Genomic DNA, 12,724 nt, shown 5'->3' with positions numbered 1-12,724 from the left:
TGGGGTTGGCTTCGCAACCGAATCCTACGCCGCATCAGCGCTTTACACCACGCTCGCCAGCCTCTCAGGCACCCTCTCGCGAATAAGACGGGCTAATCCAGAGCATCGCAGCGGTGATGTGTTCGCCGTCAGGGCTTGAGAGACCAAATTAACGGTTTTGCGGAGGGGTAGGAGGATTACTGCTTCATCGTGACCGCCAGGAGCGAATATGAAGCAGAAAACCCGGACCGCCCAAAGCGCTCGCAGAACAAGTGGTAAAGGACATTCTGCGCCAGACACCCGGGCAGTATTCAGCTGAAGATAAGATCCGTATCGTGTTGGAAGGGCTGCGGGGCGAGGAGAATATTCCCGAGCTCTGCCGGGGCGAGGGCATCGCCGCCTCAATGTATTATGGCTGGTCCAAGGAGTTCCTCCAAGGCGGCGAGCGTCGTCTGGCGGAGCGTCTGGATGTGGTGCCGGGTGGCAACGCTTGAGCCTACACTCCAGGAGCGCCTCGTCACCCTCGCCGACAAGCTTGACGAGCCCGCAAATCGCGTCCTCGCTCTGGAGGACCTCGGACTGTGCGCGACGGGGCTTTCACGCGAGTTCCAACAGCACCTGGTCACACTGACCGAGAGGCTTGACGATCCCGCGGATCGCGCCTCGGCCTTGCGAAGCCTGGGAGTGGACGTGGCGGGCTTTCCCGCGAGCTCCAGCAGCACTCGACGGGGCCGCGCAACATTCATTTCAACACCGATCGGGACATCCCCCACAAAAAACGCGCTTGCCGGATCCGGCGGTGGGTCCGAACACTGGACTGTCGTCGCGTCCCTGGTCAAGACAGCAAACCTTAACGATGTCGATCCGCTTGCCCGACTCTGACGTCCTGATTAAGGTCACCGACGGCTGTCCCAACCACGACATCGTACAGGTTCTGCCCTGCGCCTACTGCGCCCAAGCCCTCAAAGCCGTGGCCCGAGAACGACGCCTACGTTGGGGCGTCAGGTGGCGGCCGAGATCGGGGGCTAGCGATTCGAACTTCTCCCGCAGTTCCTCAGTCAAAGCCCGCGCATCGGCGTCACTCTCAACCACCCGAGGATTCAGTAACACCAAGAGCTCGGTTCGGTCCTTGGCCTGCTCCGTGCTGCCGAATAGAGGTCCCAACAACGGAATGTCCTTCAGCACGGGAGCCCCGGAATCCATCCGGTTGGTGCTATCCTGCATCAAACCGCCGATCGCGATCGTGTCACCGTTTCGTGTCGATACGGTGCTTTGGAGGCGGCGTACCGAAATGACCGGGGATTGGACGTTGGTCAGTGTGTTCTTGTTCGCGGTACTGACCTCCTGAAAGGTGTCGAGCGTCACGTTACCTCCGGCGCCGATGCGGGGTGTTACAGCCAAAATGACCCCTGTGTCGCGTAGCTCGACGTCGTTCACGATTGTTGAACTTTGGCTTAGCGTGGATTGTGAGGATCGCGCGAGGATCGGGACCTGATCGCCCACCTCAATTGTCGCGGTTTGATTGTCAACTGTGAGAATACGTGGCGCCGATACGACCTTGACGTCCCCGACGCCACTTAGCGCGTGTAGCACAACGTTGGCATCCCTATTTGGGAACACATAGGACAAACCACCTCGCGAAACGGCACCCAAATCCAGCGAGGAGAGAAGATAGTCGACACCGTATCGCAAATGATCGCTCAACCGCACCTCCGCGACAATGACCTGGATCAGGACCTGCCGTGGCTTGACGTCAAGCCGATGAACGGCGGCTTCGATGATTTTGTTGTCATGCGGCGTTGCGAAGATCACGAGTGCATTTTGGCTAGGATCCGCCTGGATCCGCACCGGCACCGACAGGCCAAGACTGACTGCGGAGACCACCACATCGTCCTTTGCTTGCGTTGCTGACGCGGCCGCATCTGATCTTTCGTCCGACAGGCCGGGAACGTTTAGAGGCAAGCTCGATCGATGGGATGCGCTTCCGATTGACAACTTTCCAAACTCTCCCGCGGGCTGCGCGCGAGATACGGCACTGGGCGGCTGAGCGCCAAAGACTCGTGCTAGTACCTGCGCCACTTCGGTAGCCCTTCGATACCGAAGTGGACGCACGTGAATGTTTGCCGCCGCCTCCGACGTCTTATCCAGCGTGGTGATAACCCGACGAACTTGCTGAAGTACCGCAGGGTCGTCCGCTACCACGAGAATGCCGTTCAGCCGCTCGAGTGGCGCAAGCCGAACGCGCACTCTGCCCTGGCGATTCTGGCTGAACAAGAAACTGAGTTCTCGCTCTACCGCGGCCGGACTCGCATGAGCCAGCGTATACAGCGCAAACGATTTGTGAGCCATAGCATCGGTGTCAAGTAAGCCGATGAGTTCGCGCACGGAACTCACCGAGCCGGGTGGCCCACTGATGGCAATACCTTGTTCTCCCGGCGCGGGTGTCAGACCCACGCTCTCCTCGACGCTTGGTCGGATCACCTTGATGACATCGGCTGGATCGACATAGCGGACGGGAACCACTTGAACATCGCTTCGTGCTCCGCCGGCGAGGTCGACCAAGCGCCCCACCCGAACTCCGCGGTCAACCACGGCCAGTCCGTAGCCGTACGGTGCCAGCGCTTGGTCGAGCAATCGCGGCACATCACTCGCGGGGACTTGGCCCGAGGTCCGAAGTGTCATTTTTCCCCCAACGCCCGGATCGATGATGACGGGCATGCTCAGAATGTCGCCCACGACGTCATTCACAACTTGCCGAATATCGGCATTGGCGTAGTCGAGGCTCACGCGAGTGCTATCGGATGTGACCGGCAGCCGCCGCTCCACCGAGGCGGTGATCGGCCGGCTCGGCGGCTGTGCCAGCAGTTCAAAGCTACGTGCTTGCAGTTTCCCCGCTGAGAAGGAGGGCTCCGACGCATGCCAGCCGACGCTTGTTGAAGCCAGCAGAACACCGCGTTCAGCAATCGAGTCGGAGCCGGCACATCGGGTAAGCAGTAGACAAAGGAACGTCAGCAAGGTCTTGCTAGATATTGAGGAAGCGGCGTTCCCGCGGAGAATGCGCATCCATTCAACTTTCCATCCGCCGTACTTGCGTTCATTGCAACTGTGAGAACAGGTGGGCAGAACTGGGATGACTGCCCCCGTCCTGTACTACTCATTTGTTGCCGTCTCTTAACGAGAGTTGCCAATGATCACATCCTTGATCTTTTGATCTTTCGAAAGAAGGTTAGACATCAGTTCAGCAATCTGATTGAGCTTATCAAGCAGCCCTTGCATAAAAATCAACGCCATCTGCCCTTCGCTATTGGCGCTGTCAATCGCCGCCTTAAGGTTGTTGATGGCAGCGTCGAACTGCGACTGCACACCTTTCTTGTCGGAATTCTCCGTCTCGATAGAGATGTCGTTTGCCTGCATCCATTCAAACACATCCTGAGTCTTGCCTTGCGAATCGACGAAGCTGCCGTAGTCTCTAACCGCCTTTTCATCGCTAGGTCGATTGGTACGCAGGGCAGCCAACGCCTTATTCATATCTTTCAGCAAATTGTTGCGCGCCTGCATATCGTCGATTTGAGATCGGATTTGATTCTGGTAAATGGCATGCCGTTCCATCAGAACCAGCGTGATAATCGTGGCCAAAGACGGGCCACCCGGGAGAACATTTCCTGCGCTGCTGGCCCATGCATAGGGCTGGTATCCAGGCATTACCTTGATCATCTTACGTCATTCTCAAAATCGGATGTGTTTTCGTCCGAACGATGCACTCAAGCCATATAGACGATCTTGCTTCTCGCCTCGGTATCGGCACGACGAATTTCTGCAAGCTTGCCCAGAAAGTCCTGAATCGTCGCCTCATAGCTTGCCATGAATCCACTCTCGTCCTCCCTCTGCGCCCGCGCCTTGGTGCCGTCCGCCTCCAGCTTCGCCTTCTCCTCCTGGTAGTGCGTCGCGCCCATGTTCAGGCCGGCTCCGGGAAGCTTAAAGGCTTCTGTCGCGATTGTGCCCATGCCATTCCACCTCATCGCCGCCTGCTGGGCTGCTGTCTGTGCCTGGACAACGCGCGTAAACTCAAGGGGGTCCGTCGTGCTATCGGGCGCGTCCAGCCTGAGCGGGTCGCCAGGTGTATTGCCTCTGCCCGATGATGTGCTCCCATCCAGACGTGTCATCTCGATGTTGTCTTCCGAGGGCCGCGCCTCGCGCTCCGGCGCTTGGGTAAATTGCGCTTTGCCGTGAGGCTCGCCGTGGAGCTCCGGCTCGCCTTCCGGTTTGTCAAAGCGCTGCGCTTGACCTGAAGGGCTGTTCGGGGCTGGCGTCTCCACACTAGACTTCGGGAGCGGCGTCTGGATCTTGGCCTTGTACAGCTCGTCGAAGCGCGCTTGAATCTGGCGAGCGCCCTTGAGGTTCACACCGGCACCTAACATCGCGCCGCCAGAGGTGGCTATTGCGCCAAACAACTGGCATAGCCCTGAATTGCGAAGCGCCTTGGCAGCAGCTTCCTGCGCAGCGATCTCGACGTTAAGCGCGGCCGACCGGTCCGACCTCGCCGCCTTGCGGAACTCCGCATTGAGCCGGATGATGAGCGCGGCGAATGCCGATATGTCGTTCCTCGTAGCAAAGTCCTTCAGCTTGACCTGGATGTTGGAAAGCTTCTCGTGGATCACAACGTCCGCGAGATCCGATACACCAACTGATCCCCAACCCCGCGCCCCCTCAACGGGATCCGCAAGTGGGCGCGGGATCTCGCCTTCCGGCACGTTTCTGCCGCGGACCGCAGCAGAGATCGGCGCCCACGGAAGTTGTTGATGCACGGCAGCATCCAACAGGTCGTACCCGCCAACGGTCGTTTCACGTTCGATCGCAAATGCCATGGCTACATTCCTCAAGTTCGATAAGTGGCCCCACGCAGCCTGTCAGGCGAAGTGCCTTACCAGGTTGGCGTTGGAGTCACTCTGCCTCTCGATCGCCTCCGCAACCTTCTGTGTGGTCATCGTCCTGTCGAGAAGCAACTGCTTGATGAAGTCCATTTCATCGCTTTGCAGTTGTCTCAATCTTGCAATGCACTTGCTAATGTCCAACGTTTCCGCCTGGGCGTCCGTTGCCTCCTTCTGCTGGATGCCATTGGCGATGCCGGCGCCAGCCTCGCCCAGCGATGCCACTGCCTCGCCGACTCGAGCCGCCGTCGAAACTCCCTGGCCGATCTGAACAGCCTTGACAGAGTTAGACGGTATCAAGGCGGTGATACGCAATCCACTCGCAGCTCCATTAGCAAAGCCAGCGCCGACCGTTAGCACCGAGATAGCGAACATGATGCCAATCGTGATGATCGCGCCCAAGGCTTTGGCCTTGCCGCCCTCGATTCCGTCTTTCTCGAGACGCTTCACAATTGCCGCGGTCATCTTATCGATGCCCCCCGTCTCGATGAGAGTCGCTACTCCAACGCTCACTGCCGCCGCCATGACTGCAAGAGTTCCGCCGGTGGCAACGGCAGCCAGGACCGTCAATCCGACCGCTAGCCATCCGAAGAACTTCATGATGCCGGAGCTCTTCTTTGCTTCTGCCAATCTTTTTGCCGCTTCAATGATGCTTTTAGAGGTTTTCTCGTGCAACTGCCTTTGCTGCTCTCCCCAGTGTCGCGCGTCCTCCATTCCGGCTGCAACCTGTCCATCCGTCATCTTGGTCTTCAGAGCCAGAAACGTGGTAAGGAGGTCAATCGCATCGAACGCACGTGGTGCCGGTAAGCCTGGAATCGAACCTGACGCGACAGCCTCTCCGGAAACTGATTGCGGCAACAGGTTAGCGTCAGTCTTGCGGCCATTGCCCGAAAGACCGGTGACGGAGGCACTGAAGGGCAGCGTCCCGACTTCGGGGAGCGTCTTGCTCATCAACGCCCGCATGTTCACTCTATCCATGGTCGGACCCTAGTTGGGATTTGAGGCGGTTAAGCATCATCAGCCCACGGCCGGCCGAAGCCTTGTGTTCGGGCCTTCTGACACTCAGCGCCAAGGCATTCTCGAGTGCAGTGATGGCCGCTGTGGGATGATTTAGTTTGATGAAGCATTCGGCAGCTCGAAGCGGGATCTGCGGGTCCTCACTATTCAGGAGCCCGGCCAGCCGATAGGCGTGCATGGCGTTCTCTGGGTCCCCAAGCATCTGACTACTGGCAGCCAGGCCAAACCAGAATCGTGCATCGATGTGCCGGTGTAGGCACAAGAAGCGAAAGAAATTCCGCGCCTCCTCATACTTGCCGCAAGAATAGTAGCGGTAGCCGAATACATACAAGGCCTCAAGCTCATCATCAGTGATCCCAATGACGCTAGCTAGGTCCGCGCGCCCTGCCACGAAGTCGATGGCGAGCTGTGCCAGCCGCTCGGTGTCTGTCGCATCGTCACCATTCAATAGCTCACCATCCGCCATTCTCATCATGTCATGCTCTGCGTGCAGACGGCTTGCTGCGTGGGACATGCGACATCGATTCAGGCGCTGGCAGGATGTGACTGAGAGCCGCCAGCTCGCCCGCATATGCGCTTTGAAACGCTTCATCCTGATCGGCGACAAATGCAGAAATCGAAGCGGCGCTCAAAGTGCTGTCGCCTAAAGGGCAGGCACAACGGTCAAGTTGTTCGCGAGCCAACGTCAAGAGACTATCCATCTGTGCGATGGTCTGTCGCGCAGCCTCCATCGTGTCATCGAGGCTCATTGACCCTCCCAGACGATCTCCTTGCCAACGCACCGTAGCGCCAGCAGGATTCGAAACCGCTTGCGCCACCAGCCCCGCTCAAGGGGCAACGACCTGCTCTCGGGGCCGGCCGCTCAAGGCCACCGACAGGCATCGTCTGCCAATGATAAGGTATGCCAGAATCCCCTTCCTCACGACGACAACGTTTCCCGCAGCTGGCCCAATGGCATTCCTCTGTGTCTCGGTTGGAGCAACAGCTCCGCACGTCACTACTGGAGGCGGCGCATGGCGCAAAATACTTGATCGCTATGAAGGCATAGGCGCCCGTGATGGATCGGTGCATCTCAGCGCGAGCGTTTGAGACGGCGGCGCTAACCCACAAGTACGTGTCGTCGCGTTGAACGAGCCGTTCGGCAAGAGCTCGTCGCCGAGCCAACCGCATTTTGGCCTTAAGCAGGTAACGATAAGGATCGCATTGGCGGCGGATTGGGTTCTGCAGTCGCCTTCGACGAAACGCCCGCGAGCAGCTCACACTTTGTGCCGGACCGAGCGGTTGACGGAGGGCACCCACTATCCATAGGCTGCCGTTATGACTCCATGCCCGTATTGTATTGGCGCCGAGCGAGAGGCCGAATTAGATCATTATGAGAATTGATCGCTTGCAGCACGCAACGCCACTCGGCAGACGGTCTTGTCATGTGGTGGCGAGATGAGTGCATGGTCGCGGGACGTGTTGCGAGCGTGCGCCCTTTAGGGGCCCAGGCGCGATGTTTTCCTGAGCCGAGGTCGGTGGCGGGATGTGACATGGATGATCAGAAAACGACACATGACTCGGTTAGGGGCAGGGACTCGGTATGTATGTCTTTGTTGTCGACTTGTGCGACACCCGACAGTCGCCCCGGCCTGCTGCGACGTCTCACCGAGGCGGCATTCTTGGCTTGTGTCATGAACGACGTGGTGAGGGCGAGGCAGATCGCGAAGGGGCTTGATGTCATTGCGCCGGGCGGTCGGGAGTGTGTCATTGCTTACGCGGTCGCAGATCTGACGGCAGGCGATATTCCAGCGGCGCTGGAACGCCTCGATCCTCTTGCCAGGGCGAATGATGCATATGGAATGGCGTTTCAGGCCCTGGCTCTTGGGCTTGATGGACGCCCAAGCGAACGCGATGCCGTGCTCAGACGTCTGCCAAGCGGCGAGCCCGGCCTCGATGGGTTTCTCACAGCTTTGGGCCAGACCGCGCCGGCACATACTGCAGGAAAGGACATCTAATGAGCAGCGTAGGTAGTATCCTCCCGCAAGCACTGCCAGCCTCTTTGGCGACGGAGATGCCAGCCACATCGAAAGTGTCGGCTGAATCCGTCGCGGCGTTTCAAGCCGCGCTCGAGCCGCCCGTGCCATCGCCGCGAGCTGACGAACCGCCGATCATGGCTGGGAGCGGGCTGACGGAGGAGGGACGGGGGCCGCACGTTCCTCGCCTATCCGATGATATCCTCAGTGGCTTGGAAAAACTGAACGCTGGCTTTGCACGATCCATGCAAGGCGTTCGCAAAGCCGCCGAAGGCATGAGCGCGGGGAACATCCGCTCGGCTGAGTGGCTCGACGCGCAGGTCGAGCTATCGGCTATGAGCCTGCAGTACGACCTTGTGACCAAGGTGGTTGGGAAGGCGACCCACACGCTCGACACTTTGCTGAATAGTCAATGAGCCATGATGATGCGGGCGTGGCGTTTGTATTGAAGCGGGCGGTGGCGCTTCTGGTGCTATTCGCCCTGGTCGGCTGCGGATCGAAGATTGAGCTCTATCGCAACCTTTCGGCGCGCGAGGCTAACGAAATGCTTGCGTTGCTTATGCGACAAGGCATCCACGCGGAACGGGCGGCAGACACCGGCGGCACGACTTCGCTAGTGGTGCCCACTGAAGATGTGCCGCGTGCTATGAATCTGTTGGACAGCGCCGGGTGGCCTCGCGATCATTTCGCCGATATGGGCACTATCTTCAAGAAGGACCGGATGATTTCATCGGAAACAGAGGAGCGTGTCCGCTACATTTATGGTGTCACACAGGAGCTTTCGCAAACTCTGTCCAGTATCGACGGCGTGCTTAACGCCAGGGTCCACACGGTCTTGCCCGAAAACGCGAGTGACGATCGTAATCCACCCGCATCGTCGACTGCTGCTGTGCTCGTCCGTTACAAGCCCGGTGCTCCGATCGACCAGATCGTGCCGAAGATCAAGGAGCTCGTCGCAAATAGCTTGAAGGGCCTGTCCTATGATCGGGTCTCGGTTGCCCTTGTAAAGGCAGATCAGGACGATACCACGTTGCGTCGAACCGAAGTGATAGCCGGGGCGTTCGAACGTAGCAGCCCATCGTACTTCTTGTTCGGCCTCGTAGGCGGCATGGCGGCATCGCTGATCGGCAATGCAGTGCTCGTCTGTCTCATATGGCGGCGGCGCTTTAGCCTTAGGAACGGCATGGCAGCGTCATGAGCTTCGGCGAAGCGAACAATCCGACTATGCTCGCAACGAGCCCAGCAACAATCCAAGATGAATGGCTTGATACGCCGTGGGCGGGAGCGATGATGCGCTGCATCGCCGATCCCGCGGCCGATTTCGATGACACAATAGCCATCGGTTGGCCTGAATGGATGCCTCTGAACCTCGCTCAGTCCGACCCGTTCATCCGTGTCAAGCTCGGGCGTTGGCTGCTTCGCGGCCAAAGCAGCGAAGCGTCCGCGATTATTTCGGCCGGCAACGCACCACGAATTCGGCTCGCATTTCTGCCAGCGAAGGACGCTACACGCCTTATCTGCCTAGCCGGAGCTTGGGCCGGCGCGTCCAGCCTCGTCGGTCTCCTTCGGACGGCCGATGTTGTGGCGGCACGCGCCGTTCTCGGCGAAGAGGCCTTCGCATTCGCTTCGCATGCTGCACTGCTACCGAGACCGACCGTCGAGCTGATGTCCGCGATCAGCGCTTCCGAGATGCCGACTGCGCCTCGTGCATTTCTCTACCGCGGTGCGGCGATGTTCGGCCTTGCGATAGGCGCAATCCCGCATGGGCTGCGCGCCCGACTACGATTGCGTCGCCCCGCAGCGATCTGGATGGTGGTGGCGGACGCCTGCCGCGACGACAGTGTCGGCGAGGACGCCTTTCGTGCGACGCGACGCCTGGTCCGCAAAGAGATGCCGACATGGTCGCACTGGTTCAACTGACGGCGGGCGGGGCCAGCATCCTCGGCCCAGGGCGAGTTTTGCCGGCGGCCAGCGCACAGACGATCGTGGACGCTGAGCAATTGCTCACTCAGGCGCGACGCGATGCGGACGCGCTCGTGGATGGGGCGCGCGAAACTGTAGGGATGATCGAGACGGCTGCCAAGGAAGCCGCGCTGACAGCGGCGCAGGCGACCATCGAACAACGTTTAACCGCGATCGCCGTTGCGTCGCTGCGGATCATGGAGGCGAATCAAGAGCGGATTGTCGACATGGGTCTGCAGATCGCACGTCGGGTAATCGATACCGTCGCGCCGGATGACGCTGCGCTGCAGATCGCTTTGCACGGTCTGAGATTCACGGGCCATAGCTCCCTCGTCCGCTTGCGCGTGGCACCGGCGCATGTCGAAACGGTTCGCAGACGATTGAACGAACTGCTCTCGACGGCGACGTCGCGCGCCATCGTCGAAATAGTTTCTGATCCGCGGGTCAAAGATGCCGGATGCATCCTTGAGACCGATGCTGGACTGGTCGACGCCACGATCGAAAGCCAATTGGCGGCGATCGAATCCGGCCTGCGCAGCAGCCTAAAGGCCTCTGCAACGTGATTTCCGAGCGACCCGAGCTGCCAACGGCAGTCGCTGCCATTCATTCTTCGCACGACGACATCGATCGCTTGTTTCAGCTCGCTCGCACGGTGGTGGCGCAGGCGTCGACGATGCGCGTCTGCGGCCGAGTTCTTCAAATCGTCGGGACAATCATCCGTGCAACGGCACCTGGTGCCCGCATAGGCGACCTGTGCATGCTCCGCAATCCCGGGAACAACGGCGAATTGTCGGCGGAAGTTATCGGGCTTCAGCACGACATCGCCATTCTAGCGCCGCTTGGCGAAATACAGGGGCTTTCTAACCTCACTGAGGTGATCCCGATGGGAGAGCCTCTGACAGTGCCCGCGGGCTGGAACTTGCTTGGCCGGGTGCTTGACGGTCTCGGCCGCCCTCTCGACACATCCACTCATGGGCCCCTGGTTCCAGACGCCCGCGTTCCAGTCCAAAGCGAGGCTCCGGGCCCCTTGACCCGGCGCATCATTGATCGCGCTCTTCCAGTCGGCATACGCGCGATCGACGGTCTTTTGACGTGCGGCGAGGGACAGCGCATGGGAATCTTTGCCGCGGCGGGCGGCGGCAAGAGCACACTGCTGTCGATGCTGGTGCGTAGCGCGGCGGTTGACGTAACGGTGATAGCGCTGATTGGAGAGCGCGGCCGAGAGGTGAAGGAGTTCATCGAACACGATCTCGGCTCAGAGGCGCGACGAAGATCAGTTCTGATCGTTGCGACCTCCGATCGTTCCGCGATGGAACGGGTGAAGGCGGCCTATGTCGCGACGGCAATCGCAGAATGGTATCGAGATCGGGGACAGCGTGTGCTGCTTCTCATGGATTCGGTAACGCGCTTTGCGCGCGCACAGAGGCAGATTGGTCTGGCGGCCGGCGAACCGGCCACCCTGCGTGGTTTCCCGCCCTCGGTCTTTGCAACCTTGCCGCAACTCGTGGAACGCGCCGGCAACAACGATCGTGGATCGATAACCGCGTTTTACACCGTGCTTGTCGAAGGCGATGACGTCACCGAACCTCTGGCCGATGAAACCCGTTCCATCCTGGATGGCCATATTGTGCTCTCACGCACCTTGGCGATGTCGAGCCACTATCCCGCGATCGATATTCTGGCAAGCGTCAGCCGTGCTATGAGTGCTATCGTGTCGTCGCGGCATGAGAAGTTAGCGGGTGAGTTGCGGGCGCTGATAGCTAAATACCAGGAGGTGGAACTATTGATACGGGTCGGCGAGTACGAGAAAGGAGCCGATCCGCACGCCGATACGGCGATCGCCAAGATAGAGAACATACGGACGTTCCTGCGACAGCCAAGATGTGAACAAATTGGCTTCGACGCAATGCTTCAGGAGCTGGCCACGTGCCTGGCATAACTCCCAAGGCCGTACATCAATTGCTTGAGTTGAGAAAATTGCGGCGTCGCCGAGCCGACGAGACGCTACGAGTGCGGCAGTCAGCCATCGACAAATCCGGTGCGTCTATCGAAGCGGCACTGGCAGTCCTTCGCACCTGGCGGCAGGACCGGCCTCGACTGGAGCGCGAGATATACGATTTGCTGATCGGCAAAACCGTCGCTCTCAACGATCTAGAGCAGGCGAAGGCGAAGATGGCCTCACTGCACGATCACGAACGGCTGCTCGAACGGCGTCTTGAGGAGGCGCTGTCGGAAACCGAACAAGCGCGTCAGGCGCGTCAGGAAGCCTACAACGCCGCACGTCAGGCATATCGGGAGCTCGAGAAATGCGACAATTTGGTGCGTGCCTTGACCGCCGGCCGGCTGAGGGAGACGGATCTCTAATTTTATGGATCTCATGAGCGGACCGTCTAACGGTGCGGGGGCAGCCATGATGGGGAGGGGCAGAAGTTCTATGTCGCAGCGCCTCTGTGAAAAGATAGCAGGGATCAGCGAACAGACGCCATGGGAGCCGTCCGCTGAGCTTGCAAAACGGCTCGCCGAACTGGATAGCAAACGGTCGGTCGCACCCGTGAAGGCGATAAAGTTGCGCAGTTTGGGATGGGTGGCACTGCCCGCATCGCAACAACTTCATACTTGGCCACGCCACCCGCGGGCCCCGCGCAGGCCGCTTCGTCGCTTTTACGCGCATTCTCAATCATCCACCACACGCACAATGGTAAATTGTCGCATGGTCATGGTTGATCGACGGCGGCATAGTAGACCCAAGTCGAGTGACCAATGAACTGCATCTAAATTCCGCTCATTCAACGCCGGCCACGCTCGCATTTCCGCTGAAGATAG

At 59.5% G+C, this 12,724-nt stretch carries 13 protein-coding genes and 1 pseudogene; 8 read left to right on the top strand and 6 right to left on the bottom strand.

The window, feature by feature from the left end:
• Nucleotides 1–251: 251 nt before the first annotated feature.
• Nucleotides 252–437, top strand: a pseudogene (locus ABIB78_RS36605) (transposase); the annotation flags it as partial.
• Between the two features lie 487 nt (nucleotides 438–924).
• Here ABIB78_RS36605 and ABIB78_RS36600 read toward each other — a convergent pair.
• The 6 genes from ABIB78_RS36600 to ABIB78_RS36575 all read right to left on the bottom strand — a co-directional run bounded on the left by ABIB78_RS36600 (nucleotide 925) and on the right by ABIB78_RS36575 (nucleotide 6,673).
• Nucleotides 925–3,042 carry a secretin N-terminal domain-containing protein gene (locus ABIB78_RS36600; protein WP_429033846.1) on the bottom strand — a complete coding sequence of 706 codons (2,118 nt, stop codon included), beginning with the start codon at nucleotides 3,040–3,042 and terminating at the stop codon, nucleotides 925–927.
• Between the two features lie 108 nt (nucleotides 3,043–3,150).
• Nucleotides 3,151–3,693: a hypothetical protein gene (locus tag ABIB78_RS36595; RefSeq protein WP_429033845.1), complete on the bottom strand. Its 543-nt coding sequence runs from the start codon at nucleotides 3,691–3,693 to the stop codon at nucleotides 3,151–3,153.
• Nucleotides 3,694–3,740: 47 nt separating this feature from the next.
• Nucleotides 3,741–4,844, bottom strand: a complete 1,104-nt coding sequence (locus ABIB78_RS36590; RefSeq protein ID WP_429033843.1) for a hypothetical protein — start codon at nucleotides 4,842–4,844, stop codon at nucleotides 3,741–3,743.
• Nucleotides 4,845–4,886: 42 nt separating this feature from the next.
• Nucleotides 4,887–5,885 carry a hypothetical protein gene (locus ABIB78_RS36585; protein WP_429033841.1) on the bottom strand — a complete coding sequence of 333 codons (999 nt, stop codon included), beginning with the start codon at nucleotides 5,883–5,885 and terminating at the stop codon, nucleotides 4,887–4,889.
• Nucleotides 5,878–6,399, bottom strand: coding sequence for a SycD/LcrH family type III secretion system chaperone (locus ABIB78_RS36580; protein ID WP_429033839.1), 522 nt, complete (start codon nucleotides 6,397–6,399; stop codon nucleotides 5,878–5,880). Before ABIB78_RS36580 ends, ABIB78_RS36585 begins: the two co-directional genes overlap by 8 nt.
• A gap of 1 nt (nucleotide 6,400) precedes the next feature.
• Nucleotides 6,401–6,673 carry a hypothetical protein gene (locus ABIB78_RS36575; RefSeq protein WP_429033837.1) on the bottom strand — a complete coding sequence of 91 codons (273 nt, stop codon included), beginning with the start codon at nucleotides 6,671–6,673 and terminating at the stop codon, nucleotides 6,401–6,403.
• 924 nt (nucleotides 6,674–7,597) lie between these two features.
• Here ABIB78_RS36575 and ABIB78_RS36570 point away from each other — a divergent pair.
• Genes ABIB78_RS36570 through sctO form a run of 7 tightly spaced genes read left to right on the top strand, consistent with a single transcriptional unit; the run spans nucleotide 7,598 to nucleotide 12,265 of the window.
• A complete protein-coding gene (locus ABIB78_RS36570) occupies nucleotides 7,598–7,921 on the top strand; it encodes a hypothetical protein (protein WP_429033835.1) in 324 nt (107 codons plus the stop codon).
• A 56-nt stretch (nucleotides 7,922–7,977) separates the two neighbouring features.
• Nucleotides 7,978–8,355, top strand: coding sequence for a type III secretion system inner rod subunit SctI (gene sctI, locus ABIB78_RS36565; protein WP_429033834.1), 378 nt, complete (start codon nucleotides 7,978–7,980; stop codon nucleotides 8,353–8,355).
• Nucleotides 8,352–9,137, top strand: coding sequence for a type III secretion system inner membrane ring lipoprotein SctJ (gene sctJ, locus ABIB78_RS36560; protein WP_429033832.1), 786 nt, complete (start codon nucleotides 8,352–8,354; stop codon nucleotides 9,135–9,137). The genes sctI and sctJ overlap by 4 nt, the downstream gene beginning before the upstream one ends.
• Entirely contained in the window at nucleotides 9,134–9,859 is a 726-nt protein-coding gene (locus ABIB78_RS36555) for a hypothetical protein (RefSeq protein ID WP_429033830.1), read from the top strand. Before sctJ ends, ABIB78_RS36555 begins: the two co-directional genes overlap by 4 nt.
• Nucleotides 9,838–10,464, top strand: coding sequence for a FliH/SctL family protein (locus ABIB78_RS36550; protein ID WP_429033828.1), 627 nt, complete (start codon nucleotides 9,838–9,840; stop codon nucleotides 10,462–10,464). Before ABIB78_RS36555 ends, ABIB78_RS36550 begins: the two co-directional genes overlap by 22 nt.
• Complete coding sequence (sctN, locus tag ABIB78_RS36545) at nucleotides 10,461–11,840, top strand: type III secretion system ATPase SctN (RefSeq protein ID WP_429033827.1); 1,380 nt, start codon at nucleotides 10,461–10,463, stop codon at nucleotides 11,838–11,840. Before ABIB78_RS36550 ends, sctN begins: the two co-directional genes overlap by 4 nt.
• Nucleotides 11,828–12,265, top strand: coding sequence for a type III secretion system stalk subunit SctO (gene sctO, locus ABIB78_RS36540; protein ID WP_429033825.1), 438 nt, complete (start codon nucleotides 11,828–11,830; stop codon nucleotides 12,263–12,265). Before sctN ends, sctO begins: the two co-directional genes overlap by 13 nt.
• The last annotated feature ends 459 nt before the right edge of the window (nucleotides 12,266–12,724 follow it).

It is taken from the genome of Bradyrhizobium sp. I1.14.4, assembly GCF_050435825.1.
In the GTDB taxonomy this organism is placed as follows: Bacteria; Pseudomonadota; Alphaproteobacteria; order Rhizobiales; family Xanthobacteraceae; genus Bradyrhizobium.
Note: the sequence above shows the minus strand (reverse complement) of the source record. Positions and strands in the feature narration are given on the sequence as shown.